We start from the raw sequence: 26,579 nt of genomic DNA on the forward strand, positions 1-26,579 counted from the left end.
TTCAGGAGTACAATAGGGTCATTAAGGCGTAAACGCTGTTCCACAGGAAAGTCCATGGCTGTCATTCAAGATATTATCGCTGCGCTCTGGCAACATGATTTTGCCGCGCTGGCGGACCCACATGTTGTTAGCGTCGTCTACTTTGTGATGTTCGCCACGCTGTTTTTAGAGAATGGCCTGTTACCGGCCTCATTTTTACCCGGTGATAGTCTCCTGCTATTAGCGGGCGCATTAGTCGCGCAGGGCGTCATGAGCTTTGTCCCTACTCTGGTGATCCTGACGACGGCGGCCAGCCTCGGTTGTTGGCTCAGCTATATTCAGGGACGCTGGCTGGGCAATACGCGAACGGTAAAAGGCTGGCTGGCGCAACTTCCGGCGAAATACCACCAACGCGCGACCTGCATGTTTGACCGCCACGGTCTGCTGGCACTGCTGGCGGGACGTTTTCTGGCGTTCGTACGGACCCTGCTGCCAACCATGGCGGGGATTTCCGGCCTCTCTAACCGCCGTTTCCAGTTCTTCAACTGGCTGAGCGGTCTGCTGTGGGTCGGCGTGGTCACCAGCTTTGGCTATGCCCTCAGCATGATCCCGTTTGTGAAGCGCCATGAAGATCAGGTTATGACCTTCCTGATGATCCTGCCACTCTTCCTGCTGGCGGCGGGTTTGATCGGCACGGTTGTGGTCGTTATCAAGAAGAAATACTGTAGCGCCTGATAGGTTGATTGCCGGATAGCGCTCTGCTTATCCGGCCTGCGCCGTCCGTCAACTCCCCTGCATGGTGCGGATCCGCGCCGCATCCTCTCCCGGCGTCACGCCGAAATAGCGCTTAAATTCGCGACTGAATTGCGACGCACTTTCATAACCCACCCGCATTGCCGCCGTACTGGCCTTCATGCCGTCGTGAATCATCATCATCCGCGCCTTATGTAACCGATACGTTTTCAGGTACTGCAACGGCGATGTGCTGGTGACTGACTTAAAATTATGGTGGAACGCAGAGACGCTCATGTTGGCTTCTGCCGCCAGTTGCTCGACGTTGAGGTTTTCGGTGTACTTATTTTCAATACGCTTGAGCACACGGCTAATCAGGCTGAAGTGGGTCTGACGGCTCACCAGCGCCAGCAGCGCGCCACCGCGTGGCCCGGTCAGAACGTGATAGAGGATCTCGCGGATAATCTGTTTACCGAGAATTCGCGCGTCCAGCGGTCTCTCCATGACGTCGAGCAGACGTTCTGCCGCGCAGAGGATCTCCTCAGAGAGCGTCGCGGAGTTGATCCCGCTTGCCGCCATCGACGGTTGAAAGCGTTCGTCTTCGCCGATGTCCATCAGCAGTTCCTGCAATTGCAGAATATCGACATTGATGCGAAATCCGGCGAGCGGCACGTCAGGTGTCGCATAGGTTTCACATTCGAAGGGTAAAGGTACTGTCAGCAGCAGGTATTCATTGGCGTCGTAACGGAAAACCCGCTCATTGATGTAACCGATTTTATGACCTGAAAAGAGAAATATGATGCCGGGGTCGTACATGACGGGTGTACGTAAACCCGGTTCAGTACCGTACAGCAGACGGATGTCTGGCAGCAGCTCACCGGGCTTATGTTCATTGTTTTTCAACTGCTTAACTTTATCCGTCAGCAGTAAACAGATCTCTTCGCGGTTCATGGCAGAAATTTTTCTCAACGTATGACGACGCCTTGATTGTGCGCAAGTTTATCGTTTTTCTCCAGCACTCTGGAGAAATGGGCAAGACATTGGCAGAAATGAGCATTGAGAGGATAGCCGCGCACGACCACAATGTTCTCCATCCGGCAGACCCCGCCTGCCCTCTTTTTTTACCCACATAAGGGAACGAGCAATGAACAACTTTAATCTGCATACCCCGACTCGCATTCTGTTTGGTAAAGGTGCGATTGCTGAACTGCGCGCACAAATCCCTCAGGACGCACGCGTGCTGATCACTTATGGCGGCGGCAGCGTGAAAAAAACCGGCGTGCTGACGCAGGTACAGGACGCACTGAAAGGTCTGGACGTCCGTGAATTTGGCGGCATCGAACCTAACCCGTCGTATGAAACACTGATGAACGCCGTAAAAATCGCCCGTGAAGAGAACGTAACCTTCCTGCTGGCCGTCGGCGGTGGTTCGGTCCTTGATGGCACGAAATTTATCGCCGCTGCCGCTCACTATGCGGATGGCGTTGACCCGTGGCACATCCTGCAGACCAGCGGTAGCGACATCAAAAGCGCAATCCCGATGGGGTCCGTGTTAACGCTGCCGGCAACCGGTTCTGAGTCCAACAAAGGTGCGGTCATCTCGCGTAAAACCACGGGCGACAAGCAGGCCTTCCATTCCGCACATGTGCAGCCGGTCTTTGCGGTACTGGATCCGGTTTACACCTACACCCTGCCGCCGCGTCAGGTGGCCAACGGCGTGGTTGATGCATTTGTGCATACCGTTGAGCAGTACGTTACGTATCCGGTTGATGCAAAAATTCAGGATCGCTTCGCGGAAGGCATTCTGCTGACCCTGATCGAAGACGGTCCGAAAGCGCTGAAAGATCCGGAAAACTACGATGTTCGCGCGAACGTGATGTGGGCAGCGACTCAGGCGCTGAACGGCCTGATTGGCGCGGGTGTGCCGCAGGACTGGGCAACCCACATGCTGGGCCACGAACTGACGGCGATGCACGGTCTGGATCACGCCCAGACGCTGGCGGTGGTTCTGCCTGCATTGTGGAATGAAAAACGCGATACCAAACGTGGCAAACTGCTGCAATATGCTGAGCGCGTATGGAACATCACCGACGGTTCTGACGATGAGCGTATTGATGCAGCGATTGCAGCCACCCGTGATTTCTTCGAGCGACTGGGCGTCCCGACTCGCCTGTCAGGTTACGGCCTTGACGGCAGTTCTATCCCGGCCCTGCTGGCGAAACTGGAAGAACACGGCATGACGCAACTGGGTGAACATAAAGACATAACCCTGGATGTCAGCCGCCGCATTTACGAGGCAGCCCGCTAAGCTTTTTTCACCTCTGGCTTTCGTTTTTGGGCATTTCGTCCAGACTTAAGTCACCCCACATCACCGGAGCGCCCCTCCGGTGATGAGCACATGAAGGAGGAAAAATGGCAAACCAAACCGTAATTAAGCTTCAGGATGGCAACGTAATGCCCCAACTGGGGTTAGGCGTATGGAAAGCCGGTAACGACGAGGTCGTCTCCGCCATTCATAAAGCACTGGACGTCGGCTATCGGTCCATAGACACCGCTGCCGCATACAAAAATGAAGACGGCGTCGGCAAAGCGTTAGCCAGCGCAGGTCTCCCCCGCGATGAGTTATTCATCACCACCAAGCTGTGGAATGACGATCAGAAACGCCCCCGCGAAGCGTTGATGGAGAGTCTGGAAAAACTCCAGCTCGATTATCTCGATCTGTATCTGATTCACTGGCCGGTTCCGGCAATCGATCACTATGTTGCCGCCTGGCAAGGCATGATCGAGCTGCAAAAAGAGGGGCTGATTAAGAGCATCGGCGTGTGTAACTTTCAGGTCAACCACCTCCAGCGACTGATTGACGAAACGGGCGTCACGCCGGTGATTAACCAGATAGAACTGCATCCGCTAATGCAACAGCGTCAGCTGCACGCGTGGAATGCGACGCATAAAATCCAGACGGAATCCTGGAGCCCGCTGGCGCAGGGTGGCGAAGGCGTTTTCGATCAAAAAATCATTCGCTCCCTGGCGGATAAATACGGTAAAACCCCGGCGCAGATAGTCATCCGCTGGCATCTGGATAACGGTCTGGTGGTTATCCCGAAATCCGTCACGCCGTCGCGTATCGCCGAGAACTTCGACGTCTGGGATTTCCGTCTCGACAAAGACGAACTGGGCGAGATTGCGAAGCTCGATCAGGGCAAACGCCTGGGTCCCGACCCGGATCAGTTCGGCGGTTGATTCCCTTCTTTCAGGCCCGGCTTAGCGTCGGGCTTTCATGCTGTTCGCTACAGGCATGACACCTCGCCGGGTTTGTCCGCCAATGTACACGTCACGTTGAACTTTCTGCCCTCAAGCGCGTGCGGCCCACCAAAAGCGCCGCCCAGATCGGTTTCATAGTCCTTGCCATTCGCACTCATGTGTAATGCAGAGCGAAAATACCAGTCCACCGGGCCTATTGGCACAAAGAAGGTCCATTTATAGGCAGCCGGGAAGGTAAAACGTCCATCACCATCAGAGTGTGTTTGAACGGACTCCCCACTGCTCACCAGGGTCAGTTGCGCCCCCTGTACCGGTTTGCCGGTACTATCGACAAGCTGTCCTGCCACTTCAGGCTGTATCTGGTGATGTACCACGCAACCGCTTTGCAGCAAGGCGATCGCCATCACCCCTGCCATCATCCCTGCTTTCATCTCCGTCTCCTGATTCAGATACTGTTTGCCCACTACAGATGAAAAAATGGCTGCATCAGCAGCCACATTTATCAAACGGTGTAACCGACCCGGTAAGTTTGACGTTACCGGGCAATCGCATTATCGCCCGGCGACTTTTGCCCGCTTTTTGTTGGCGGCCGGTGTCTGACGCTGATGCGCTACCGGCGTGTGCTTGGTCAGCGCCGGACGGGTATTACGGTTCTGGCGACGCGCTTCGCGCATCTCTTCCAGCGTTGGTGCAGGCACCAGGCACTCGCGGCGTCCGCCAATCAGATGCTTTTTACCCATCTCTTCCAGCGCCTGACGGATCGTTGGCCAGTTTGCCGGATCGTGGTAACGCAGCAGCGCTTTATGCAGACGACGCTGCTTATCGCCCTTCGGCACCACCACATCTTCACTCTTATAGCCAATTTTACCCAGCGGGTTTTTGCCGGTGTAATACATGGTGGTCGAGTTTGCCAGCGGCGACGGATAGAAGTTCTGCACCTGATCGAGACGGAAGCGATGTTTCTTCAGCCACAGCGCCAGATTCACCATATCTTCGTCACGCGTCCCCGGGTGCGCGGAGATGAAATACGGGATCAGATACTGCTCTTTCCCTGCCTGCTTCGAGTAGAGATCGAACAGTTCCTTAAAGCGGTCATAGCTGCCCATGCCCGGCTTCATCATCTTCGACAGCGGCCCTTCTTCGGTATGCTCAGGCGCAATCTTCAGATACCCCCCGACGTGATGACTCGCCAGCTCTTTGATATAGCGCGGGTCTTCGACCGCGATGTCGTAACGCACACCGGAAGCGATCAGGATCTTCTTGATGCCTTTCAGGTCACGCGCACGGCGATAAAGGTTGATCGTCGGCTCGTGATTGGTATCCATATGCGGACAGATATCCGGATAGACGCACGACAGGCGACGGCAGGTCTGTTCCGCACGCGGCGACTTGCAGCGCAGCATGTACATGTTGGCCGTCGGACCACCGAGATCGGAGATCACGCCGGTGAAGCCCGGAACGGTATCGCGGATCGCTTCGATCTCATTAATGATCGAGTCTTCAGAGCGGCTCTGAATAATGCGCCCTTCATGCTCGGTGATCGAACAGAACGAGCACCCGCCAAAGCAGCCGCGCATAATGTTGACAGAGAAGCGAATCATCTCATAGGCCGGAATGCGGCTGTTGCCATATGCCGGGTGCGGCACGCGCTTATACGGCAGGGCAAAGACGCTGTCCATCTCTTCGGTTGACAGCGGGATCGCCGGCGGGTTGATCCAGATGTAGCGATCGCCATGCTTTTGCATCAGCGCACGCGCGCAGCCTGGGTTGGTTTCATGGTGCAGGATCCGCGAGGCGTGCGCATACAGCACTTTGTCGCCCTTCACTTTTTCAAAGGACGGTAGCAGAACGTAGGTCTTTTCCCACGGCTTCGGACGCGCAGGCTGCACGGTAACGGCTTTCGCTTCCTGCTTTTTCGGCGCGACCGGTTTGTTGTCGGCGCACGGCAAATCTTCGCCATACGGATGCGGGATCGGGTCGATTTTCCCCGGCGTATCCAGACGCGTAGAATCGACGCCGCTCCAGCCTGGCAGCGCGTCTTTCACCATAACCGCGGTATTACGCACGTCGCGGATCTGGTTGATGGTTTCGCCCATCGCCAGACGGTGCGCCACTTCCACCAGCGGACGCTCGCCGTTGCCGAACATCAGCATGTCGGCTTTGGAATCCACCAGCACGGAACGGCGCACGGTATCGGACCAGTAATCATAATGCGCGGTACGGCGCAGGCTCGCTTCAATGCCGCCAAGGATCACCGGCACATCTTTCCACGCCTCTTTGCAGCGCTGGGTATAAACCAGCGTGGCACGATCCGGGCGCTTGCCCGCTACGTTATCCGGGGTATAAGCATCGTCATGGCGCAGGCGGCGATCGGCAGTGTAGCGGTTGATCATCGAGTCCATATTGCCAGCGGTTACGCCGAAGAACAGGTTCGGTTTGCCCAGACGCATGAAATCGTCTTTGCTGTTCCAGTCCGGCTGCGCAATGATGCCAACACGGAAGCCCTGCGATTCCAGCATACGACCGCAAATCGCCATACCGAAACTCGGGTGATCGACATAGGCGTCACCGGTAACCAAAATAATGTCGCAGCTATCCCAGCCAAGTTGATCCATTTCGTCGCGTGACATCGGCAAAAAAGGAGCGGGACCAAAACAGGCCGCCCAGTACTGAGGCCAGGAGAAGAGATCTCTGTCTGGCTGGATCAGGGATATTGCGCTCATAGTGCTTCCAAAAATGGTAAAAAAATAATCAAAGGCCGGCGATTATATGCCGGAACGAAAGAGAAATCGAAGGATAATCTCTCTCGCGTATCAGCGAGAGAGAGGAGGATTACGCCGCTGGATTCACCAGAATCTGCCCAATAGAACCGCGGTCCGCCATTTCCAGCGTCTGGCTGTTGAAGTAGAACGGGAAATGCGCCCAGGACGGCTGTCCGTACCAGACCAGCAGCTCTACCTGCCCATCCACCCAGACGGTATCTTTCCAGCCCCTGTCTTCCGGGAACGGCATCGCACCGTTGACGTTACGCACGAGGAACGACACCCCTTCGATGTGGAACGACTGCGGCATATCGGCACGCACCGTCCAGCGTTCCCAGGAGCCCTGCTGCGCGGTGATATCAATGCGGTTGACGTCCCATAACTGGCCGTTGATACCCGGATCGTCGCCCAGGCTGATATCGCGACTGCGAATCGGCGTACCGCTCATGATCTCGGTCGGCAGCAGACGCATCGGCAGGCTGTCGGTCACCAACGGCAGCAGGCCGGTTGGGCGCAGCGTTAACACCAGCGTGGAAACCAGAATGCTCGACGGTTCAAAGAAACCGCGGATCCGGTCAACGATGCTCGCCGCTTCACCGCAGGTAATCGACACTTCATCACCATTGGTCATATCGACCAGAATTTCACGGCGCTCGCCGGGCGCCAGCGACAGCTGTTTTACCGACACCGGCGCGGGCAAAAAGCCCTGATCGCCGGAGATGACATGCAGCGCGCGACCGTCGCTCATTTGCAGCTGGTAACGCCGGGAGTTAGAGGCATTCAGCAGACGCAGGCGCACCCAGCCGCGGGATACCTCGACATAAGGACTTTGCACCCCGTTGACCAACAGCGTATCACCGACAAAACCACCGCTGCCGGGTTCGCTGTACTCCGGCGTGCCAAAGTTATCCAGTCGCTTGTCCTGAATAATGATAGGGAAGTCGTCGACGCCGTAATGATTCGGGATCGGCAGCGATTTACTCACCTCATCTTCGACCAGCCACATCCCGGCCAGGCCGTTGTAAACCTGCTGAGCGGTACGGTTCGGCGTATTGGCGTGATACCACAGCGTGGCGGCGTTCTGACGGATGGGCAGCACGGGTGCCCAGTCTGCGTTTGGCGACATCATGCGAGCCGGACCGCCCATCAGCGGACCCGGAACCTGCAAACCGGCGATAGTCATAGAGACATTTTCCGCCAGACGGTTACTGTAGATAAGCTTAACGTCATCCCCTTTCCAGACGCGGATCGTCGGTCCGAGGTAACGCCCGTTAATGCCCCAGACCGGCGCACGCGTGCCCTGGGTAAATGACCAGTGCGAACGCTGCAGCGTCATAAACAGCGGCTGGCCCCGGCGGGATTCCAGTAGCGGCGGAACGGGCAGCGGCTGTTGCTGACCGGCAGCATTGGCCCTCAGCGGAACAGCACCGGCACACAGCGCGATCCCCGATGCCTGAATGAACTGACGCCGACTGAATGACATATAAGCTCCATGTAAAACTGGCTAAATTACGGGCAGGAACTCGTTTCCTGCAAAAACTCGTCATACTCCAGGCTGCATGTGCGTTAGCTTGCAGCGCGAATGAGTAAGCATTTATCGCTGAATCAAACTTTCCCGGCGGCTTCGCGCTCGGCGACTTCCTGATCAAGTTCAGCAATCTTTTGTTCCATCAACGAGCGGCAGTGCGCGGCCAGTTCACGAACCTGATCTTTACCATACTGACTGGTGTCCACCGGCGGCAGCATTTCCACAATCACCAGACCATTCTTCAGGCGATTCAGGTTAATTTTATTCGAGGTATTGGAAACGCACACCGGAATAATCGGGACGCCAGCAGCAATCGCGGCATGAAAAGCCCCGGTTTTAAACGGCAGCAGACCACGGCCCCGGCTGCGAGTGCCTTCCGGAAACATCCAGATGGAGATACGACGCTTTTTAAAATGGTTCACCACTTCGGCAATCGTGCCGTGCGCTTTTGCACGGTTATTACGGTCGATCAACAGGTTTCCCGTCAGCCAGTACAGTTGACCAAAAAATGGGATCCACAGCAGGCTTTTCTTCCCAACGGTCACGGTTGGCGGCTGCACGATATTCGCGGCGGTCACCATATCGTAGTTATTCTGATGGTTAGCGATGTAGATAGCGTTACCGTAGCTTTCCGCATCCGCGGGTTTACGGCACTCAACTTTCAAGCCGAACACCGGCGACAGACGACCAAACATGTGCCCGAATGTCGCGACGTGTTTTGGGTTACGCGGGCTGAGTAAGCAGTAAAGAGAACCGAAAACACAAACCAGAATGGAATAGATAACGGTAATAATAAGTCGAAAAATAAATAGCATAACAACCTCTGAAGGCCTAAGAGCCCGGGATTCTACGTCACCTGCTATCAGGTTAGGGTATTGTTAATGTGGCTCTCTGGAAAACTGTATTGTTAATCGCGACTCACGAATAAACAACGGTTTTACGGGAAATTTTACTGTAATCCGGCAGGAACGAATGGCACGTCCCTTGTGGACAGGATAACGACGCACACGTTTTATCCGGTCCACAAGGGGCATCTGCGTAGGCCGGAGAAGGCAAAGCCGCCATCCGGCATTTCACGCAAATTACTCTTCGCTGTCACCACTGCCGGCACGACGCGGCGAATCAATGTCGATGCGATCGATGCGCTGCAAACCGCGCATCAACGTCCCGCGACGACCACGTTCGCCGGCCACTTTCTGCAACTCTTCAGGACGCAGCTTAATTTTGCGTTTCCCGACGTGAATGGTCAGCGTGCTTTGCGGCGGCAGCACATAGAGCAGCGCCAGCGCGTCATCACCCCGCGCCGCTTCTGCGGACGGAATGTTGATTATCTTGTTCCCTTTACCTTTCGACAACTGCGGCAGATCGCTGACCGGGAACATCAGCATACGTCCAGCCTGGGTAATCGCCAGCAGCATGTCCGTTTCATCTTCAATCACCACCGGCGGCATAACGCGGGCATTTTCCGGAAGCGTAATGAGCGTCTTACCGGCACGGTTACGCGCCACCAGATCGTTGAACGTACAGACGAAACCGTAACCCGCATTTGATGCCATCAACAGTTTCTGCTCATCGCCTTCCATCAGCATATGCTCAACGGTCGCGCCCGGCGGTAGCGTCAGTTTACCGGTCAACGGCTCACCCTGACCGCGCGCCGACGGCAGCGTGATCGGGTCAATGGCGTAACTGCGCCCGGTGGTATCGATAAACACCACCGGCTGGTTGCTCTTGCCTTTCACTGCCGCTTTAAAGCTGTCGCCCGCTTTGTAGTTCAGCCCCTGCGCGTCGATGTCGTGACCTTTGGCGCTACGCACCCAGCCCATCTGCGACAGCACGATCGTCACCGGCTCAGACGGCAGCATGTCGTGTTCGCTCATCGCTTTCGCTTCTTCGCGCTCGCGCAGCGGTGAGCGACGGTCGTCACCATAGGCGTCGGCATCCGCCTGCAACTCTTTCTTCAGCAGGGTATTCATTTTGCGTTCAGAGGCGAGAATCGCCTGCAGCTGATCGCGCTCTTTCGCCAGCTCATCCTGCTCACCGCGAATCTTCATCTCTTCCAGTTTGGCGAGATGACGCAATTTCAGTTCGAGGATTGCTTCGGCCTGCGTTTCGGTGATACCAAAACGCGACATCAGCGCTGGCTTCGGCTCATCTTCCGTACGGATGATCTCAATGACTTCGTCGATATTGAGAAACGCCACCAGCAAACCTTCCAGGATATGCAGGCGTTTGAGGACTTTCTCCAGACGATAGTTCAGGCGACGGCGCACGGTATCACGACGGAACGCCAGCCATTCGGTGAGGATCTCCAGCAGGTTTTTCACCGCCGGACGCCCGTCAAGACCGATCATATTGAGGTTAATGCGGTAGCTCTTTTCCAGATCGGTGGTGGCAAACAGGTGGTTCATCACCTGCTCCATGTCCACGCGGTTGGAACGCGGCACCACCACCAGACGAGTCGGGTTTTCGTGGTCTGACTCATCGCGCAGATCGTCAACCATCGGCAGCTTTTTATTGCGCATCTGGGCCGCGATTTGCTCCAGCACGCGCGCGCCGGAAACCTGGTGCGGCAGCGCAGTAATCACCACCGCGCCGTCTTCTTTCTTCCACACCGCGCGCATGCGCACGGAGCCGCGTCCATTCTCATAAATCTTACGAATTTCAGCGCGCGGGGTAATGATTTCCGCTTCAGTCGGGTAGTCCGGGCCGTGGACAATATCCAGCAGCTCGTCCAGCGTCGTTTTCGGCTGTTCAATCAAGGTGATCGCAGCTTTCGCCACTTCGCGCAGGTTGTGCGGCGGAATATCCGTCGCCATGCCGACCGCGATACCGGTTGTGCCGTTAAGCAGGATATTCGGCAGACGCGCGGGCAGCATTTTCGGCTCCTGCATCGTCCCGTCGAAGTTTGGCACCCAGTCAGCGGTTCCCTGTCCGAGTTCGCTCAGCAGCAGCTCAGCGTATTTTGACAGGCGGGATTCGGTATAACGCATCGCGGCGAAGGACTTCGGATCGTCAGGCGCCCCCCAGTTCCCCTGACCATCGACCAGCGGATAACGGTAAGAGAACGGCTGCGCCATCAGCACCATGGCCTCATAGCAGGCGCTGTCCCCGTGCGGGTGGTATTTACCCAACACGTCGCCAACGGTACGGGCGGATTTTTTAAATTTAGCGCTGGCGTTCAACCCCAGCTCTGACATCGCATAGACGATGCGGCGCTGAACGGGTTTCAGACCATCACCAATAAACGGCAACGCCCTGTCCATGATGACGTACATGGAGTAATTCAGATAGGCGTTTTCCGTGAATTCATGCAGCGCAAGGCGCTCTGCCATATCGCTCATTAATCGTGATTCCTCAACTGTAAGCCCGCCAGATACCCGGTATCTTTTCAGGCAATATTGCCGCAGATACTACCTTATCTGACGCGTTGAGTCACAAAGAAAAGGGCCGCGAACGCGGCCCTGACGGGGATTATTTGCTGACTTTACTGATTTGCTTCACGTCAATTTCAACGGAATTCCAGTCTTTGTCCACTTCACCCTGAATTTCAACGGTATCCTGCGGGGTGACCGTCACGCCGTTCCAGCGTTTGTGGTCGATATCGACATTGATGGTGCCTGTCGCGTCTTTAAACAGATAGAGGTCATCGGAAATACGTTCAACGATGTTGCCACGCAGCGTCACCCAGGTGTCATCACGCAAGGATTTCGCACTTTCTACCGTCGTGCTACTGCCGTTTGGTCCCTGGAAGCCGCCGCTCTGCGTTTGTGTCGCGGACGGGCCAGAAAAACCACCCTGCTGCGCGGCCAAAACCGGTGCAGAGCAGAGCGCCATAACGGCAACAATTGTAGCCAGTTTTTTCATGATCATTTCTCCCTTTGATGTCACTTGATATCCATTAAACAGGCTAATCCTTAACGAGTTCTTAAGGCAAAAAAAAGTCTCATTTTTACTGTACATCGCGTGCGACATCGCGGTTTACTTGCCGCTATGGCGACGGGCGCAAGGATGAAACGATGCGAATTTTACTGATTGAAGATGATGCGTTAATTGGCGACGGCATTAAAACCGGGTTGAGTAAAATGGGCTTTAGCGTCGACTGGTTTACGGAAGGTCGTCAGGGAAAAGAAGCGCTCTACAGCGCACCTTATGATGCGGTGATCCTCGACCTCACGCTGCCGGGGATGGACGGACGCGATATTCTGCGCGACTGGCGTGAACAGGGAAAGCGTGAACCGGTGCTGATCCTCACCGCACGCGACGCACTGGCCGAGCGTGTGGAAGGACTTCGCCTCGGGGCAGATGATTATCTGTGTAAGCCCTTTGCGCTGATTGAGGTCGCTGCCAGGCTGGATGCGCTGATGCGCCGTGCCAGCGGTCAGGCCAGCAGCGAACTGCGCCACGGGCTGGTGACCTTAACGCCCGGCGATCGGGTCGCGACGCTGGCGGGTGAGCCGCTCATACTCAAGCCAAAAGAGTTCGCGCTGCTGGAGTTGCTGATGCGCAATGCCGGGCGCGTGTTGCCGCGCAAGCTCATCGAAGAGAAGCTGTATAACTGGGACGAAGAGGTCACCAGCAATGCCGTTGAAGTGCATGTTCACCATCTGCGGCGCAAACTGGGCAGCAATTTTATTCGCACCGTTCACGGCATTGGCTATACGCTTGGTGAGGCATCATCGTGACCCGGCAACTCAGCCTGCGCGTCAGGCTTACCCTCATCTTTCTGATTCTGGCAGCCATTACCTGGGCGGCATCAAGTTTTGTCGCCTGGAAGAAGACGACCGATAACGTCGATGAACTGTTTGATACTCAGTTGATGCTCTTCGCCAAGCGCCTGATTACGCTTGATATCAATGAACTGCACGCCACCGAACGGATGGCGCATACGCCGAAGAAATTCAAGCACGGCCACGTTGATGATGACGTGCTGACCTTTGCCGTCTATACCACGGACGGCAAGATGGTGCTGCACGATGGCGACAATGGTCAGAACATCCCCTATAGCTACCGTCGGGAAGGATTTGATGACGGCCAACTCAACGGCGATGACGACAAATGGCGTTTTATCTGGCTGACCTCCGCCGATGGTAAGTACCGCATCGTGGTCGGCCAGGAGTGGGAATATCGTGAAGACATGGCGCTGGAGATTGTGACGGCGCAACTGGTCCCCTGGCTTATCGCCCTGCCGCTGATGCTGTTGATACTGATTATGTTGTTGCATCGGGAGCTCATGCCGCTGAAAAAGCTGGCACAGGCGTTGCGACTGCGCGATCCACAATCCAGCGAACCGCTCAGTTCACATGGCGTTCCGAGTGAGGTGCGCCCGCTGGTCGAATCGCTCAACCAGCTTTTTACCCGCACCCATAACATGATGGTACGCGAGCGACGCTTTACGTCAGATGCCGCTCACGAACTGCGCAGTCCGTTAACGGCGCTGAAAGTCCAGACGGAGGTGGCGCAACTTTCTGATGACGATCCGCTGGCGCGGCAGAAAGCCCTGATGCAACTCCATACGGGTATCGATCGCGCCACGCGCCTGGTCGACCAACTCCTGACGCTTTCTCGTCTCGACTCGCTGGATAACCTGCAGGATGTCGCCACACTTTCTCTTGAAGAGCTCCTTCAGTCCGCGGTGATGGACATCTGGCAACCCGCGCAGCAGGCGCATATTGATGTGCGTTTGCAGATCAATGCTCGCAATGTGACGCGCACCGGACAACCGCTGCTGCTCAGTCTGCTGGTGCGAAATCTGCTGGATAACGCCATCCGCTACAGCCCGAAAGGCAGTGTGGTTGATGTTACGCTTGACGCCAGACAGTTTACCGTCAGAGATAACGGCCCCGGCGTCACCGCAGAAGTCCTGCCCCATATTGGCGAGCGCTTTTATCGCCCGCCGGGCCAACACGCTACCGGCAGCGGCCTGGGCCTGTCGATTGTCCGCCGCATTGCCGCCCTGCACGGAATGACGGTGTCGTTTGGCAATGCGCCAGACGGTGGTTTTACCGCGACAGTACGGTGGTGATCGTCAATTATTGCGCCGAACGCAAAAGACTTTGCACATTTTGCTAATTTCACCGAATCGCCTGTTGACGTAAAATTAGCGTCAAACGCATTCCCGAGAGGCTAAAAAATGAGCAACATCCTGATTATCAATGGCGCAAAAAAATTCGCGCACTCTAACGGTCAACTGAATGACACGTTAACGGAAGTCGCTGACGGCACCCTGCGTGACCTCGGGCATAGCGTCAAAATCGTCCGTGCTGACAGCGATTACGACGTGAAAGAAGAAGTACAGAACTTCGTCTGGGCTGACGTGGTTATCTGGCAGATGCCGGGTTGGTGGATGGGTGCGCCGTGGACTGTGAAAAAATACATTGATGACGTGTTCACCGAAGGTCACGGCACACTGTATGCCAGCGATGGTCGTACTCGCTCAGATGACTCGAAAAAATACGGTTCCGGCGGTCTGATTCAGGGGAAAAAATACATGCTCTCCCTGACCTGGAACGCGCCGATGGAAGCCTTCACCGATAAAGATCAGTTCTTCCACGGCGTGGGCGTCGATGGCGTTTATCTGCCATTCCATAAGGCGAATCAATTCCTTGGAATGGAAGCGCTGCCGACCTTTATTACCAATGACGTCATTAAAATGCCGGATGTACCACGTTATGTTGCAGAATATCGCGAGCATCTGCAGGCGATTTTTGGTTAACTAGTAACCTGGAATTAGAAGGAGTTAACCATGCTTACAGTTATTGCTGAAATCCGTACCCGTCCGGGACAACATCACCGTCAGGCCGTCCTGGATCAGTTTGCGAAAATCGTTCCTGTCGTACTGAAGGAAGAGGGCTGCCACGGCTACGCGCCGATGGTTGATCATGCGGCAAACGTGAGTTTCCAGACCACGGCGCCTGACTCAATCATCATGATTGAGCAGTGGGAAAGCATCGCGCATCTTGAAGCGCACCTGCAAACCCCGCACATGAAAGCCTACAGCGAAGCCGTTAAGGGCGACGTGCTGGATATGAATATTCGTATTCTGGAATCCGGTATTTAAACATACCGCGTTGTGCCGGGTCCGCCATCAATGTCAGACCCGGCAAAAGCGGCCTCAGGGCAGCGCTTTTTTCAGTCTCCGCACCGCTTCTTCCAGTTCATCCGCCGTTGGCGTAGCAAAAGACATACGTAGCGTACGTTTATCCGGATTATTGCAGAAGAAAAACTCTCCCGGCACGAACACCACTTTTTCCTGCAAAGTACGGGAAAGCCACGCCGTGGTATCGAAATCGTAACGGAACGTCCCCCACAGGAACATCCCCCCCTGCGGCATATGGAATGAGATATGCTCACCCAGTTCGCTGCGAATCGCATCCGCCAGCACATTGCACTTCTCACGATACGCCTGACGAATGATCTGGATTTGATCTTCCAGACGGCCTAACGTCAAATAGCTGGCCGCCATCGCCTGCGAATGCGCACTGGTATGCAGATCGGTTGCCTGTTTAACAATGGTCGCTTTTTGTCTGATCCATTCCGGCAGCACCACCCAACCCACGCGCAGGCCAGGGGCCAGAATCTTGGAAAAGGTCGAGGTATAAATCACCTGCTCAGAGCACCCGCTCTCCTGGGCATGCTGGAACAACGTTTTATAGATCTCATTGGTGAAATTGATTTCGCCGTAGGGATCATCCTCGATGATGGCAAAGTCATGCTGTTTCGCCAGTTGAACCAACTTCTGGCGACGGGAATCACTCAGAACCACGCCGCCGGGGTTACCGAACGTCGGCACGATATACACGAACTTGATCGTGTTGCTCTGTAGCAACACTTCCAGCTCGTCCACGATCATGCCGTCTTTATCGGTGCCAACAGACAGCATATCCGCCTGTGACAGTTGCAGAACCTGCAATGCGGCAAGATACGTCGGGCGTTCGAGCACCACTTTATCGCCCGGATTGATCAGCGTTCTCGCCAGAATATCCAGCGACTGCTGTGAACCATTGGTCACCAGAATAGCTTCAGATGTAGCCTGAATGCCGCGCTTCTGGCACAACTGAGCGATCGCTTCCCGCAGCGGCGGATAACCTTCGCTCAGGCCGTACTGGAACGCATTCAGAAACTGGCTTTCCATCATGTTGCGTGTGGCCATTTCCAGCCCTGTTTTATCAAACAGTTCCGGGCTGGGAATGCCGCCGCCTAGCGAGATCAGGCCTGGCATTTTGCTATGTTTGAGTAATTCCCTGATAGCGGAGGGTTTAAGGGCGTCGACGCTCTTAGACAGATGTGTGTTGTTCATCCTGTTTCCTTATTATGTATTTTTGGCGTCCATCCCCGGTTGTTGCCTTATCCTAAATCCGCGTTCTCGCCTCGATTGAGCCTAATAGACCTCTCTGGCAAGATCAATCAGATATCATAATGGCAAAAGGGTAAGCTCCCATGGCTTACCCTTTTGATCGACAGTGAAATTCACGCTTACCAGTACAGCTTCCAGCACTGGGTAAATCGCACCAGCGCCTCCACGTAGAAGTAATCTCCCCAACTGGCACACTCATCCACCCCTTTATTGCTTGAGAGGTGATACACCGAGTGTTTCAGCAAACCGTTACCCTTTTCCTCTTTCGCCATCAAATAGTGTTTCGTTAGCGACGACATGACAGCCATCGCCCACTGCTGGTAACATTCGCGATCCGGGTCGGTAACGGGTAGATGTTTAATCAATTCCAGCAGGCCGCAGACCGCAATGGCCGCCGAGGAGGAATCACGCAGCGCATCGGTTCCGACCAGCGCCAGATCCCAATGGCAGACGGCGTCTTCCGGCAGGCGATTGAGGAAGTAGTTGGCCAGTTTTTTCGACAGCGCCACCTTCTGCGGGTCGCCGGTGTAGATATAGCTCAACAGGAAACCATAAATACCCCACGCCTGACCGCGCGACCAGCACGAGTCATCGGCATAGCCTTGCTGTGTGTTTCCGTAGCGCGGCGCGCCGCTGTGCACATCCATGTAGTAGGTATGGAAGGTGGACGCGTCTTCACGAATTAAATACGTCTGCGCCTGCGCGACGTGCGCCTTCGCCGCGTCCGCAAACCGCGGATCGCCAGTCTGCTCGCTCGCCCAGTACAACAGGGGCAAATTCATGTTGCAGTCAATGATCATCCGCCCGGCCTGTTCCGGGTCGCTCAGATCGCCCCACGCCTGAATGATCTGCGCTTTCTCGTGAAAACGTTCCAGCAGCGCTTCTGCTGCCAGCAGCGAAAACCCGCGCGCATCGCGATTTCCCGTCAGGCGCCAGGCCGCCACGCAGGAAAGGGTGTACAGGAAGCCCAGGTCGTGGGTGTTGGTGTCGTGACGTCCGGCAATTCGCAGACCAAAAGAGCGGACGTGCTTTTCCGCCATGTCCCGGAACACCGCTTCACCACTCATCTCCCAGGCCAGCCATAGCTGCCCGGTCCAGAAACTGGTCGTCCACTCGACATTATCCGTTAATGGGTAATATCCCTTCACACAGGTTTCGGCAGGAAAGTGGTCACCGAATTCCGTTAAATGACGACGAATCAGTTCGAGGACATGTTCACGCGCGCTGCGCATTTCATCCTGAAATGCCCCGGCATCGATCGGCCGGCCGGGAAAAGCGCACAGGCGTTCCTCAACGATGTGATTTAACATATTTCGGTTCCTTATGACGTAAATTATCTTGTCGCGTTATTTTCAGCGATATCAAGGGCAGTATTATTTTTTCGTTTACTCTGGCATGCCGATAAGGTAAATGCCGAAATAAGCGTAAAGACCAGGGCGATAATCCCCATGATGATGTAGGTTTTCTCAAAACCAATACGGTCATACATTAATCCGGCAGGTGAAGAGACCACCACATTGCCGACATACAGCATCGCCTGATATCCCAGTAAATACATGGTTGCATTGACCCGTTTATCAAAATGCTCTGCGATATATTTAAAGACCGAGACCAGTAATAAACAGATCTCCAGACCATATAACGGTTTAAGCACAGAAATTAACAGGTGAGAATCGCAGAGACCGGAAATCACCAGTCGCGCGCCTACCAGTGCGCCGACAATCAGCAGTCCGCGTTTGGCACCGATAGCATTAATAAATAAAGGGATCACCATGTACATGACGAATTCCATACCCGACTGCACGGTGCCCAGATAGCCAAAAACCGCATTGCCTTCGTGGATGTCAGAGAAGAAAGTCACAAAGTAGCGGGAGAACTGCTGCTCGGCGATAAACATCATCCACGCAACGCCCGCCACATACAGGCAGAATGCCCAGAACTTACGGTTTCGCAGCAGAGCGTAGACATCTGCCGGGACGATTTTCTCTTTGGTCAGCACATCAGCGGCATTGGCGCCATTGACGTTCACCTTCAGACTCAGCAGAACCATCAGCATCACCACCGACGTCACGCTGCCCATAATGAAGTTATAAGCCGGAGAAAGGTTAAACAGCAGTCCCGAGAACGATGATGCCACCGCCCAACCGAGTGAACCCCACATCCGAATCTGCCCAAATTCCATACCGTTAAGGCGGCTGTAGCGATCGGAATACGATTCACAGGCCGCCACGCCGGCATACCAGGCAAAACTCAGGTAAATCGCGCCAACAATAATCCCCAACAAAGTTTGAGAAAGTAATAATGGCTGGTAAACATAAATAAAGAAGGGAGCCATTAATGCCGACATACCCACGACAAAATAGAGCAGATATTTACTCATCCCAATTTTATCGAGAATATAGCCGTAAATAGGTTTCAGGATAACCGAGAAAATACCATTCACGGCAAAGACAGTGCCTATTACCGTACCGCTAAGCTGTGCTTTCTGCCCCAGCCAAATCGCTAACAAACCGATGCTTGCCGACCAGGTAAAGAAATAGAGAAAGATAAAACTGCTGATTTTATAGTATTCCGTTCGGTAACCCGGTGAACGTATATTCATACCACCCTCGCTATAAAGAGAACGACAACTGGCGTGCAGATTCAGGTTCGCGAATCACGACCCGGTGAGTATTAATGTGCAATTGCGGAATGGCGGCGTATTCTTTGTGTTGCCCGGATGCACTGACCGCACAGCAGAGCCAGCTTTCTCCGGGCGCAATCTCTGTTGAGAGCACCGGGATCGCGGCACATTCGGCAAACATAATGCTGCTGTTTGGCGGCGTGATGATGCTGTCCGGGCGGCGCGACATCACCGGCGACAGATCCACAATCGTGCTGCTGCCGTTGCTGGCGGCAATCACACATCCACGCCCGTTCAACTGGTGCTCCGCTTTCATCACCGCAAAGCCCCCTTCCACCGTTTGCAGTACCCGCGCGCTGTTGATGCGGTGCAAACGGATGTGCCATTCACCGAACGGCACCAGCCAGGTCTCTATCGTCACGTCATGCCAGGGCGACCAGCGCGAGAAAATGAAGCGCTCATCGACGCGGACTTCGTCGCAGTCGCGGCGACCCCGGAAGTAGTTATCGCCGTCGGCCAACAGCAGCATGGAATCGCACGCCGCATGCTTGATACCAAAACGCCCGCGCTCAATAGTGAAACCAAAACGGCTGGAATAGGCAAACTTCGTGTATTTCGCCTCGGTATTAACGTAGTTATTCAGCTCCAGCTGGCCGGATGTCAGCATGGTGACAAGCCCGGAATACTCACTGTGCTGAAGAATTTGTCCAGCGTGCGGGATCGCGCGCGTTTGCGCCAGTGGTGGCAGGGGTTGCTCCTCTGCCAGCCAGAACGGGTGATTTTCCGGCAGCGCGAGGATCAGAAAGACCTTCAGCGCCCAGTAAGGAGAACCGGGCGAATTGTAGTCCTCGCACATCGCCAGATTTGGGTAAGCGAAGCCTAACGTCAGGATCCCGTCACGATCAAAAATAGGCCGTTGCTGCCACCAGCGTAAATGTCGCAGGATCACCCCTTTAATGACGCCCGGCGTGAGTACATCCAGCTCAGCAAACGCCACCGCACTCCAGAACGCGACCATCGCAAATCGATAGGTCAGGCTGCGACCGAACGGCACCGAAGCCCCGTCGGCTGCCGACATATAGATAAAGTCTTCGGCAAACCGCCGGGCACGTTCGCGCAACGTGGCGGCGCGAGCGGTATCTTCCGGATTCAGCGTGGCATACAGCAAGCCATAAAAATGGAAGGCCATCGAGATGTAGTAATCCTGGGGTCGTCCGGGACCATCGGAATACCAGCCGTCACCCAGATAGTAGGCCTCCATCAGCGCAAAGCGACGATCGATAGCCGTCTGATCGAACGGCAGTCCGGCACGTTTAAAACCGAGCTGAACGATGATGGCAAAGTAGTTCCAGTTGCTGTCCGGCATCTGCGCATCGGTTATCTGATTCAGCCAGCGATGCAGGTTTTCTTGTTCCGAGGGGCTGAACGCCGCCGTTAACCGGGTCTGTAGTAGCGCCAGACCCAGCCCATACGCTGCCATCTCCACCAGACGCTGATCGTAAGGCCCGGTGTCGCCCCAGTAGTGTGGACTCTGCGGATCGGTACCCAGCCTGATCGCCTGAATGTACTTGTCGGCAAACGGGGCCTCAGCACCTCCTGCCATCAGCGGGAAGAGCCCCCACAGCGCTCTCGAAAGCCCTTCCATACAGGCAATATCCGCACTGTAATGCGCACAGGTATCGCCCAGTGAAAACTGGGCCTGCCCTGCGGGAAACTGCTTATCCAGCGCCCCCAAAATGACGTTAACCGCACGCGTAACCTCTTCACGGGATGACAATGGATTTGATTTTTCTTCAGTTGCCGACCACATACTCTGCCCCTCTGAATAAAGTGGCTAAAGCATAGTGAATCACGCATTGGCAGAAATGTTACCTCAATCACACCCGACACATTCTTTTGAAACGGTGATTGAGAAAATTTAAAAATAGAGTTTATAAAGGTAATCAGCCGGGTAAAAATTTAATTCTGTTGCACTATGAGCATGAACGCACCGCTTTATTCAGAACGTCTGGAGCTTATCACCCTAAACGATGCTATCGCGTCGTTTAGTCGCCTGTTTGCCAACACGGTCCGCTACCACCACTGGCATCAATGTCTGGAAATGCTGTACGTGGAAGAAGGTTTCGGCGTGGTCACGGTCGATCATAAGCAGTACACCATGCGGCCAGGGCGGATGTTCTTTTTCCCACCGTTTACCCTGCACAAAATCATGGTTGATGAGCAGGCGCAGAATAGCTACCGACGCACCATTATTCATCTCGACCCGCATGCGGTATTGAAGGTGCTGCGTGATTTCCCGCTCAATCAGCAACGCCTGCAAAACCTGACGATTCGCGGCGGTGAAGCCTGGGTGATCGACGCTAGTGAGATCCATGCACACATCGATTTCCTCTTTAGTCGTTACGAGAAAATAGCGGCGTTGAAGCCGCTCAACACCGAGCACGTTGCCTGCCTGTTATTAAGCTTATTCAGCCTGTTACCTGAAGATAAGTGCAGTATGCAGGAAATCGCCACCGGCATCGCCAGCCAGGTGATGTTCTGGCTCGATGAAAATTACACGCACAAATTCAGCCTGAGCGTGCTGGCAGATGAACTGGGAAAATCGAAAAGCTACGTGTCGCGGCGCTTCCATGTTGAGACCGGGGAAAGCATTCTCGACTATCTCAATACATTACGTTTGAGAAAAGCCTGCGAAGCGCTACTTCACAGTGAAGCGAGCGTGCGGGAGATTGCGAACAAGGTAGGATTTTCAGAGGTGACGTACTTTATCAGCGCGTTTGGTAAGGGTATCGGTGAAACGCCGTTGCAGTACCGTAAACGGCATAAATGACAGTGCCGGAGGGCGCGCGAATGACGCCACCCGGCACAACAACACCATTAGCCGTCAAGATCCGCAAGGTCGCCTTTTTCCTGCAACCAGTTACGACGGTCTTCGGAGCGTTTCTTCGCCAACAGCATATCCATCATGGCGTTGGTGCGCTGATCGTCCTCATCATCAATGATGAGCTGAACCAGACGACGGGTGTTGGGATCCAGCGTGGTTTCGCGCAACTGCATCGGGTTCATTTCACCCAGCCCTTTAAAGCGCTGTACGTTCGGCTTGCCTTTCTTGCGCTTCAACTGCTCCAGTACGCCCGCTTTTTCTTCTTCCGTCAGCGCGTAATAGACCTCTTTGCCGAGGTCGATACGGTACAACGGCGGCAGCGCGACATAGACGTGTCCGTGTTTCACCAGCGTACGGAAATGCCGCACAAACAGCGCGCAGAGCAGCGTGGCGATGTGCAGCCCATCGGAGTCCGCATCCGCCAGGATACAGATCTTGCCGTAACGTAATTGGCTCAGATCGTCGCTGTCCGGATCGATACCGATCGCGACAGAAATATCGTGTACTTCCTGCGAGGCCAGCACTTCATCAGAAGAGACTTCCCAGGTGTTCAGGATCTTACCCTTAAGCGGCATGATCGCCTGATATTCACGATCGCGCGCCTGCTTGGCGGAACCGCCCGCCGAGTCCCCTTCCACCAGGAACAGTTCGGTACGATTCAGATCCTGTGCAGTGCAGTCCGCCAGTTTCCCCGGCAGTGCCGGACCGCTGGTCAGTTTTTTACGCACCACTTTCTTCGCCGCGCGCAGTCGACGCTGGGCGCTGGAAATAACCATCTCCGCCAGCAGTTCGGCTGACTGGACGTTCTGGTTCAGCCACAGGCTGAAGGCATCTTTCACCACGCCGGAAACAAATGCCGCACACTGACGTGACGACAGACGCTCTTTGGTCTGTCCGGCAAACTGCGGATCTTGCATTTTCACCGACAGCACGTAGGCGCAGCGATCCCAGATATCTTCTGCCGAAAGCTTCACGCCGCGCGGCAGAATGTTGCGGTATTCGCAGAACTCACGCATCGCATCGAGCAACCCCTGGCGCAGACCGTTCACGTGCGTCCCGCCCTGCATGGTCGGGATCAGGTTCACGTAGCTTTCGGTCAACAGTTCGCCGCCTTCCGGTAGCCACAGCAGCGCCCAGTCGACCGTTTCCGTGTCACCGGAAAAATTGCCGATGAACGGTTTTTCCGGCAGCGTAGGCAGGCCGTTTACCGCTTCACCCAGATAGTCGTTCAGACCATCCTGATAGCACCAGCGCTGTTCGCTGTTATTGACTTCATCTTTAAAGGTGATTTCAACGCCAGGGCACAGCACGGCTTTGGCTTTCAGTACGTGCGTTAAGCGAGAGACGGAAAAGCGCGGACTGTCGAAAAAGGTTTCGTCAGGCCAGAAGTGGACGCTGGTGCCGGTATTGCGCTTACCGCAAGTGCCAACGACCTGCAAATCCTGAACCTTATCACCGTTCTCAAACGCAATGTTATACACCTGGCCATCACGACGCACGTTCACTTCCACGCGCTTCGACAGGGCGTTAACCACGGAGATCCCTACGCCGTGCAGGCCGCCGGAGAACTGGTAGTTCTTGTTCGAGAACTTCCCACCTGCGTGTAGCCGACAGAGGATCAGTTCAACGGCCGGAACGCCCTCTTCCGGATGAATGTCCACGGGCATGCCGCGACCGTCATCGATAACTTCCAGAGATTGATCGGCATGTAAAATCACATCCACGCGTTTCGCGTGGCCCGCCAGTGCTTCATCCACACTGTTATCAATCACTTCCTGCCCAAGATGGTTGGGGCGGGTCGTATCGGTATACATCCCTGGGCGACGGCGTACCGGCTCAAGCCCAGTGAGTACCTCAATGGCATCAGCGTTATAAGTTTGCGTCATGGTTTTAATAGCAATTCGAAATGATTGTCAGCAACTGTGCAGTCCAAGGAAATCGACAATCGGGTTGAAATAATCTTCGAAGCCCGTGAATGCATGGTTTCCACCTTCAATAACAGTCTGGCGGCAAGAGGCGTAATACGCCACTGCCTGGCGGTAGTCCAGCACTTCATCTCCCGTCTGTTGCAGCAGCCAGATTAAATCCGACGCTTCCAGCGGGTCGATCTGCATGACTTTAAGATCGTAAATATGGCGTGACTCTAGCACATATTGCTGCCCCGTGTAGGGGTTCTCGTTCTGACCGAGGTAGTCGATCAACAGTTCAAATGGCCGGACCGCCGGGTTGACGACAACCGCGGGCAACATAAAACACTGCGATAGCCAGGTGGCGTAATAACCGCCTAACGACGATCCCACCACGCCCAATGCCTCACCGCCGTGCTCCAGCACGATAGATTCCAGCATCTCTGCGGCATCAGCCGGATACGGCGGCAACTGAGGCACAATCATCTCAACATGGGGATACTGTTCACGCAGCCAGTTTTTCAGCAGGCAGGCCTTCGCGGAACGGGGCGAGCTATTGAAGCCGTGCAGATAAAGAAGCGTAGACATCAGTAGCCTTCAGAAGCGGTATCAGGTCGGAACTCAGCACCCTGCAAACGACAGACGTCCGTTTTCAACGTACCGTCGGCAAAGAGCTCCAGCGTACGCCAGCCCGGAGCGATGTTATCAAGGGTAAAGTTCGCACAATGAGGTTTAAACTGGACGCAGGTAGAAGGCGTCGCCAGCAGACGGCGGCCATTCCAGTCGAGATCCAGTTCCTGATGAATATGCCCACACAGCAGATACTTCACGCGCGGGTAATTCACCAGCACGTTGTCCAGTTCTGCCGCGTTACGCAGGCTGTGTTGATCCAGCCAACTGCATCCCGCAGGCAATGGGTGATGATGCAGAAGCAGCAGAGTGTGGCGCTCAGGAGCCTCAGCCAGTTTGCGCTCCAGCCACTCGAGCTGAAATTCACTCAGTTCGCCGTGAGGCACGCCAAAGACCTGACTGTCCAGCAGCAGGATTTGCCACTGGTCGCCAATCATGACGCACTTTGCCGGGGAGATCCCCGCCTCTTGTAACGCGCTGTACATCGCGGGCTGAAAGTCATGGTTACCGGGCAACCAAACGCAAGGCGCGCGAAAGCTTGCGATGCCTTCAGCAAAATGCTGATAGGCCGCAGCGGTTTGATCCTGAGCTAAATCACCTGTTGCCACAATCAGATCGTATTCCTGCCTGTCGGCATGGATGGCATCCAACACGGCCTGGTAGCTTTCCCAGGTGTTTACGCCCAACAGCGTTTCGTGCTTTTCGGCAAACAGGTGAGTATCAGTAATTTGTAAGATCCTGACCCTGGCCTCACCAGCCAGAGAAAGGTTTAACAGGCTTTCCAAATGGTGTCCTTAGGTTTCACGACGCTAGTAAACCGGAATCGCCATCGCTCCATGTGCTAAACAGTATCGCAGCCAGTCGGCCAGAAACTGATTAATTTGATGCTTTTCGTCGCGTTGATGCAACTTTTTATTTGGATAATCATACCGTGCTTTGAAGCGAAAGATCTGCTGACTTGAACACACTTCGGCGACCATGGCGTCATGGTAGAGCCGCACTGTGAGCGACGGCAGGCTCCAGTAAGTGATGGTCGGCGCCGTCTGTTCGATGGTCACCAGCGTGGTGTATCGGGTCGATTCAACGATCGTTAACCGATATTGTGCGTTGCCCACCTGGTAACTTACCGTTTCGCCAGGCGCATCATTGCGCGGCAGCAGGCGTCGCAGCTGCGAAAAGTTCGTTTCGCAAAGACGCATCATTTCAGGGAAGTCAGGTGTATAGCGCTTCATTTTTTCCACTCGTTTATTAACTCTTTATAGTGCAGTTGCAGCCATTGCAGGGCGATGACCGCAGACGCGTTATCAATTTTCCCCTCTTCAACCCAACGGTAGGCCTGTTCCCGGCTTACCACATGAACCCGAATGTCTTCGTTTTCATCAGCCAGACCGTGAATCCCGTTTGCGGTCGTGGCGTCCACTTCACCCACTATAATTGACGAGCGCTCACTGGTGCCACCAGGGCTTGCCAGAAAACTGAGTACCGGTTTCGTCCGTTTCACCTCGATGCCAGCCTCTTCCATCGCTTCACGGCGGGCCACATCGTCAACGCTTTCACCCTCTTCGATCATCCCTGCCACCATTTCCAGTAGCCACGGCGTTTCACTGGTGTCATACGCCGCGATGCGCACCTGTTCGACCAGCACCACTTCGTCCCGCTCAGGGTCAAAGGGTAGCAAGACCGCCGCATGACCGCGCTCAAAAATTTCTCTACGCACTTCCTGGCTCATTTCACCGTTGAACAAGCGGTGGCGGAAGCGATAAAGATCCAGCGAAAAAAAACCGCGATATAGCGTTTCTCGTGCAATAATTTCTACATCGTTTTTGGAGAAAGTTACTGGCGAGTTGCCTGATTTACGCATTGTGCCGTCCTGTACCAATAATGATTTAAATGTGAATATCATAGGCGTTTGACTGCCGT

The 26,579-nt window shown here is 54.8% G+C and carries 24 protein-coding genes; 8 read left to right on the forward strand and 16 right to left on the reverse strand.

Annotation, left to right across the window (positions count from 1 at the left end; translation table 11 throughout):
• The first annotated feature begins 54 nt into the window (after positions 1–54).
• Positions 55–714: a DedA family general envelope maintenance protein YghB gene (gene yghB, locus OGY35_RS05135; protein WP_152406035.1), complete on the forward strand. Its 660-nt coding sequence runs from the start codon at positions 55–57 to the stop codon at positions 712–714.
• A 48-nt stretch (positions 715–762) separates the two neighbouring features.
• On the opposite strand, the gene OGY35_RS05140 is transcribed toward yghB, so the two are convergent.
• Positions 763–1,662: an AraC family transcriptional regulator gene (locus OGY35_RS05140; RefSeq protein ID WP_286631759.1), complete on the reverse strand. Its 900-nt coding sequence runs from the start codon at positions 1,660–1,662 to the stop codon at positions 763–765.
• Positions 1,663–1,855: 193 nt separating this feature from the next.
• Between OGY35_RS05140 and yqhD the strand changes: the two genes are divergently transcribed.
• Together yqhD and dkgA are read left to right on the forward strand one after the other, a co-directional pair.
• Positions 1,856–3,019 (forward strand): alcohol dehydrogenase, encoded by a 1,164-nt coding sequence (yqhD, locus tag OGY35_RS05145; protein WP_286631594.1) that lies wholly within the window; start codon positions 1,856–1,858, stop codon positions 3,017–3,019.
• A 104-nt stretch (positions 3,020–3,123) separates the two neighbouring features.
• Positions 3,124–3,951: a 2,5-didehydrogluconate reductase DkgA gene (gene dkgA, locus OGY35_RS05150; RefSeq protein ID WP_286631595.1), complete on the forward strand. Its 828-nt coding sequence runs from the start codon at positions 3,124–3,126 to the stop codon at positions 3,949–3,951.
• A 47-nt stretch (positions 3,952–3,998) separates the two neighbouring features.
• On the opposite strand, the gene OGY35_RS05155 is transcribed toward dkgA, so the two are convergent.
• The 6 genes from OGY35_RS05155 to OGY35_RS05180 all read right to left on the reverse strand — a co-directional run bounded on the left by OGY35_RS05155 (position 3,999) and on the right by OGY35_RS05180 (position 12,126).
• Complete coding sequence (locus OGY35_RS05155) at positions 3,999–4,403, reverse strand: carboxypeptidase-like regulatory domain-containing protein (protein WP_286631596.1); 405 nt, start codon at positions 4,401–4,403, stop codon at positions 3,999–4,001.
• 120 nt (positions 4,404–4,523) lie between these two features.
• Complete coding sequence (locus OGY35_RS05160; RefSeq protein ID WP_286631597.1) at positions 4,524–6,695, reverse strand: YgiQ family radical SAM protein; 2,172 nt, start codon at positions 6,693–6,695, stop codon at positions 4,524–4,526.
• A 109-nt stretch (positions 6,696–6,804) separates the two neighbouring features.
• Positions 6,805–8,217, reverse strand: a complete 1,413-nt coding sequence (gene ftsP, locus OGY35_RS05165) for a cell division protein FtsP (RefSeq protein WP_152406040.1) — start codon at positions 8,215–8,217, stop codon at positions 6,805–6,807.
• A gap of 122 nt (positions 8,218–8,339) precedes the next feature.
• Positions 8,340–9,077: a 1-acylglycerol-3-phosphate O-acyltransferase gene (gene plsC, locus OGY35_RS05170; RefSeq protein ID WP_042324229.1), complete on the reverse strand. Its 738-nt coding sequence runs from the start codon at positions 9,075–9,077 to the stop codon at positions 8,340–8,342.
• A 267-nt stretch (positions 9,078–9,344) separates the two neighbouring features.
• Positions 9,345–11,603: a DNA topoisomerase IV subunit A gene (gene parC / locus OGY35_RS05175; protein WP_286631598.1), complete on the reverse strand. Its 2,259-nt coding sequence runs from the start codon at positions 11,601–11,603 to the stop codon at positions 9,345–9,347.
• Positions 11,604–11,733: 130 nt separating this feature from the next.
• Positions 11,734–12,126, reverse strand: coding sequence for a YgiW/YdeI family stress tolerance OB fold protein (locus tag OGY35_RS05180; RefSeq protein WP_152406042.1), 393 nt, complete (start codon positions 12,124–12,126; stop codon positions 11,734–11,736).
• Positions 12,127–12,278: 152 nt separating this feature from the next.
• Between OGY35_RS05180 and qseB the strand changes: the two genes are divergently transcribed.
• From qseB to OGY35_RS05200, 4 genes are all read left to right on the forward strand, one after another.
• On the forward strand, positions 12,279–12,944 hold the full coding sequence (gene qseB, locus OGY35_RS05185; protein WP_152406043.1) for a quorum sensing response regulator transcription factor QseB: 666 nt from the start codon (positions 12,279–12,281) through the stop codon (positions 12,942–12,944).
• Positions 12,935–14,284: a quorum sensing histidine kinase QseC gene (gene qseC / locus OGY35_RS05190; RefSeq protein ID WP_286631761.1), complete on the forward strand. Its 1,350-nt coding sequence runs from the start codon at positions 12,935–12,937 to the stop codon at positions 14,282–14,284. The genes qseB and qseC overlap by 10 nt, the downstream gene beginning before the upstream one ends.
• Positions 14,285–14,392: 108 nt before the next feature.
• Positions 14,393–14,974, forward strand: coding sequence for an NAD(P)H-dependent oxidoreductase (locus tag OGY35_RS05195; protein ID WP_178823310.1), 582 nt, complete (start codon positions 14,393–14,395; stop codon positions 14,972–14,974).
• A gap of 30 nt (positions 14,975–15,004) precedes the next feature.
• Entirely contained in the window at positions 15,005–15,319 is a 315-nt protein-coding gene (locus OGY35_RS05200) for a putative quinol monooxygenase (RefSeq protein ID WP_046496927.1), read from the forward strand.
• 54 nt (positions 15,320–15,373) lie between these two features.
• On the opposite strand, the gene OGY35_RS05205 is transcribed toward OGY35_RS05200, so the two are convergent.
• From OGY35_RS05205 to OGY35_RS05220, 4 genes are all read right to left on the reverse strand, one after another.
• Positions 15,374–16,558: an aminotransferase-like domain-containing protein gene (locus tag OGY35_RS05205; protein WP_178823314.1), complete on the reverse strand. Its 1,185-nt coding sequence runs from the start codon at positions 16,556–16,558 to the stop codon at positions 15,374–15,376.
• 176 nt (positions 16,559–16,734) lie between these two features.
• The gene (locus tag OGY35_RS05210) at positions 16,735–17,925 is read right to left on the reverse strand and encodes a glycoside hydrolase family 88 protein (RefSeq protein ID WP_286631599.1); all 1,191 of its coding nucleotides are present in this window, start codon (positions 17,923–17,925) and stop codon (positions 16,735–16,737) included.
• Between the two features lie 23 nt (positions 17,926–17,948).
• Positions 17,949–19,217 (reverse strand): oligosaccharide MFS transporter, encoded by a 1,269-nt coding sequence (locus tag OGY35_RS05215; RefSeq protein WP_286631600.1) that lies wholly within the window; start codon positions 19,215–19,217, stop codon positions 17,949–17,951.
• 10 nt (positions 19,218–19,227) lie between these two features.
• Positions 19,228–21,048: a DUF2264 domain-containing protein gene (locus OGY35_RS05220; RefSeq protein ID WP_286631601.1), complete on the reverse strand. Its 1,821-nt coding sequence runs from the start codon at positions 21,046–21,048 to the stop codon at positions 19,228–19,230.
• Positions 21,049–21,219: 171 nt separating this feature from the next.
• Between OGY35_RS05220 and OGY35_RS05225 the strand changes: the two genes are divergently transcribed.
• Positions 21,220–22,068 (forward strand): helix-turn-helix transcriptional regulator, encoded by an 849-nt coding sequence (locus OGY35_RS05225; protein ID WP_371895856.1) that lies wholly within the window; start codon positions 21,220–21,222, stop codon positions 22,066–22,068.
• Positions 22,069–22,115: 47 nt separating this feature from the next.
• Here the strand turns inward: OGY35_RS05225 and parE are convergent, their stop codons facing one another.
• Genes parE through nudF form a run of 5 tightly spaced genes read right to left on the reverse strand, consistent with a single transcriptional unit; the run spans position 22,116 to position 26,520 of the window.
• Positions 22,116–24,008: a DNA topoisomerase IV subunit B gene (parE, locus tag OGY35_RS05230; protein ID WP_152406051.1), complete on the reverse strand. Its 1,893-nt coding sequence runs from the start codon at positions 24,006–24,008 to the stop codon at positions 22,116–22,118.
• A 27-nt stretch (positions 24,009–24,035) separates the two neighbouring features.
• A complete protein-coding gene (gene yqiA, locus OGY35_RS05235) occupies positions 24,036–24,617 on the reverse strand; it encodes an esterase YqiA (protein ID WP_042324257.1) in 582 nt (193 codons plus the stop codon).
• Complete coding sequence (gene cpdA, locus OGY35_RS05240) at positions 24,617–25,444, reverse strand: 3',5'-cyclic-AMP phosphodiesterase (RefSeq protein WP_152406052.1); 828 nt, start codon at positions 25,442–25,444, stop codon at positions 24,617–24,619. Before cpdA ends, yqiA begins: the two co-directional genes overlap by 1 nt.
• Positions 25,445–25,468: 24 nt before the next feature.
• Positions 25,469–25,891: a DUF1249 family protein gene (locus tag OGY35_RS05245; RefSeq protein ID WP_042324260.1), complete on the reverse strand. Its 423-nt coding sequence runs from the start codon at positions 25,889–25,891 to the stop codon at positions 25,469–25,471.
• Positions 25,888–26,520 (reverse strand): ADP-ribose diphosphatase, encoded by a 633-nt coding sequence (nudF, locus tag OGY35_RS05250; protein WP_046496890.1) that lies wholly within the window; start codon positions 26,518–26,520, stop codon positions 25,888–25,890. The genes OGY35_RS05245 and nudF overlap by 4 nt, the downstream gene beginning before the upstream one ends.
• Positions 26,521–26,579: the final 59 nt, after the last annotated feature.

Source organism: Citrobacter sp. Ct235 (assembly GCF_030332305.1).
GTDB classification, from domain to species: Bacteria; Pseudomonadota; Gammaproteobacteria; order Enterobacterales; family Enterobacteriaceae; genus Citrobacter_A; species Citrobacter_A telavivensis.

What these genes read in the sequence shown, in the direction of transcription:
- yqhD (WP_286631594.1), top strand. Translation starts at nt 1,856, where the DNA reads ATGAACAACTTTAATCTGCATACCCCGACTCGCATTCTGTTTGGTAAA.
- parC (WP_286631598.1), bottom strand. Translation starts at nt 11,603, where the DNA reads ATGAGCGATATGGCAGAGCGCCTTGCGCTGCATGAATTCACGGAAAAC.
- nudF (WP_046496890.1), bottom strand. Translation starts at nt 26,520, where the DNA reads ATGCGTAAATCAGGCAACTCGCCAGTAACTTTCTCCAAAAACGATGTA.
- OGY35_RS05245 (WP_042324260.1), bottom strand. Translation starts at nt 25,891, where the DNA reads ATGAAGCGCTATACACCTGACTTCCCTGAAATGATGCGTCTTTGCGAA.
- qseB (WP_152406043.1), top strand. Translation starts at nt 12,279, where the DNA reads ATGCGAATTTTACTGATTGAAGATGATGCGTTAATTGGCGACGGCATT.
- OGY35_RS05160 (WP_286631597.1), bottom strand. Translation starts at nt 6,695, where the DNA reads ATGAGCGCAATATCCCTGATCCAGCCAGACAGAGATCTCTTCTCCTGG.
- yghB (WP_152406035.1), top strand. Translation starts at nt 55, where the DNA reads ATGGCTGTCATTCAAGATATTATCGCTGCGCTCTGGCAACATGATTTT.
- ftsP (WP_152406040.1), bottom strand. Translation starts at nt 8,217, where the DNA reads ATGTCATTCAGTCGGCGTCAGTTCATTCAGGCATCGGGGATCGCGCTG.
- dkgA (WP_286631595.1), top strand. Translation starts at nt 3,124, where the DNA reads ATGGCAAACCAAACCGTAATTAAGCTTCAGGATGGCAACGTAATGCCC.
- plsC (WP_042324229.1), bottom strand. Translation starts at nt 9,077, where the DNA reads ATGCTATTTATTTTTCGACTTATTATTACCGTTATCTATTCCATTCTG.
- OGY35_RS05205 (WP_178823314.1), bottom strand. Translation starts at nt 16,558, where the DNA reads ATGAACAACACACATCTGTCTAAGAGCGTCGACGCCCTTAAACCCTCC.
- OGY35_RS05180 (WP_152406042.1), bottom strand. Translation starts at nt 12,126, where the DNA reads ATGAAAAAACTGGCTACAATTGTTGCCGTTATGGCGCTCTGCTCTGCA.
- OGY35_RS05200 (WP_046496927.1), top strand. Translation starts at nt 15,005, where the DNA reads ATGCTTACAGTTATTGCTGAAATCCGTACCCGTCCGGGACAACATCAC.
- OGY35_RS05195 (WP_178823310.1), top strand. Translation starts at nt 14,393, where the DNA reads ATGAGCAACATCCTGATTATCAATGGCGCAAAAAAATTCGCGCACTCT.
- OGY35_RS05140 (WP_286631759.1), bottom strand. Translation starts at nt 1,662, where the DNA reads ATGAACCGCGAAGAGATCTGTTTACTGCTGACGGATAAAGTTAAGCAG.
- OGY35_RS05215 (WP_286631600.1), bottom strand. Translation starts at nt 19,217, where the DNA reads ATGAATATACGTTCACCGGGTTACCGAACGGAATACTATAAAATCAGC.
- parE (WP_152406051.1), bottom strand. Translation starts at nt 24,008, where the DNA reads ATGACGCAAACTTATAACGCTGATGCCATTGAGGTACTCACTGGGCTT.
- OGY35_RS05210 (WP_286631599.1), bottom strand. Translation starts at nt 17,925, where the DNA reads ATGTTAAATCACATCGTTGAGGAACGCCTGTGCGCTTTTCCCGGCCGG.
- OGY35_RS05155 (WP_286631596.1), bottom strand. Translation starts at nt 4,403, where the DNA reads ATGAAAGCAGGGATGATGGCAGGGGTGATGGCGATCGCCTTGCTGCAA.
- OGY35_RS05225 (WP_371895856.1), top strand. Translation starts at nt 21,220, where the DNA reads ATGAACGCACCGCTTTATTCAGAACGTCTGGAGCTTATCACCCTAAAC.
- OGY35_RS05220 (WP_286631601.1), bottom strand. Translation starts at nt 21,048, where the DNA reads ATGTGGTCGGCAACTGAAGAAAAATCAAATCCATTGTCATCCCGTGAA.
- yqiA (WP_042324257.1), bottom strand. Translation starts at nt 24,617, where the DNA reads ATGTCTACGCTTCTTTATCTGCACGGCTTCAATAGCTCGCCCCGTTCC.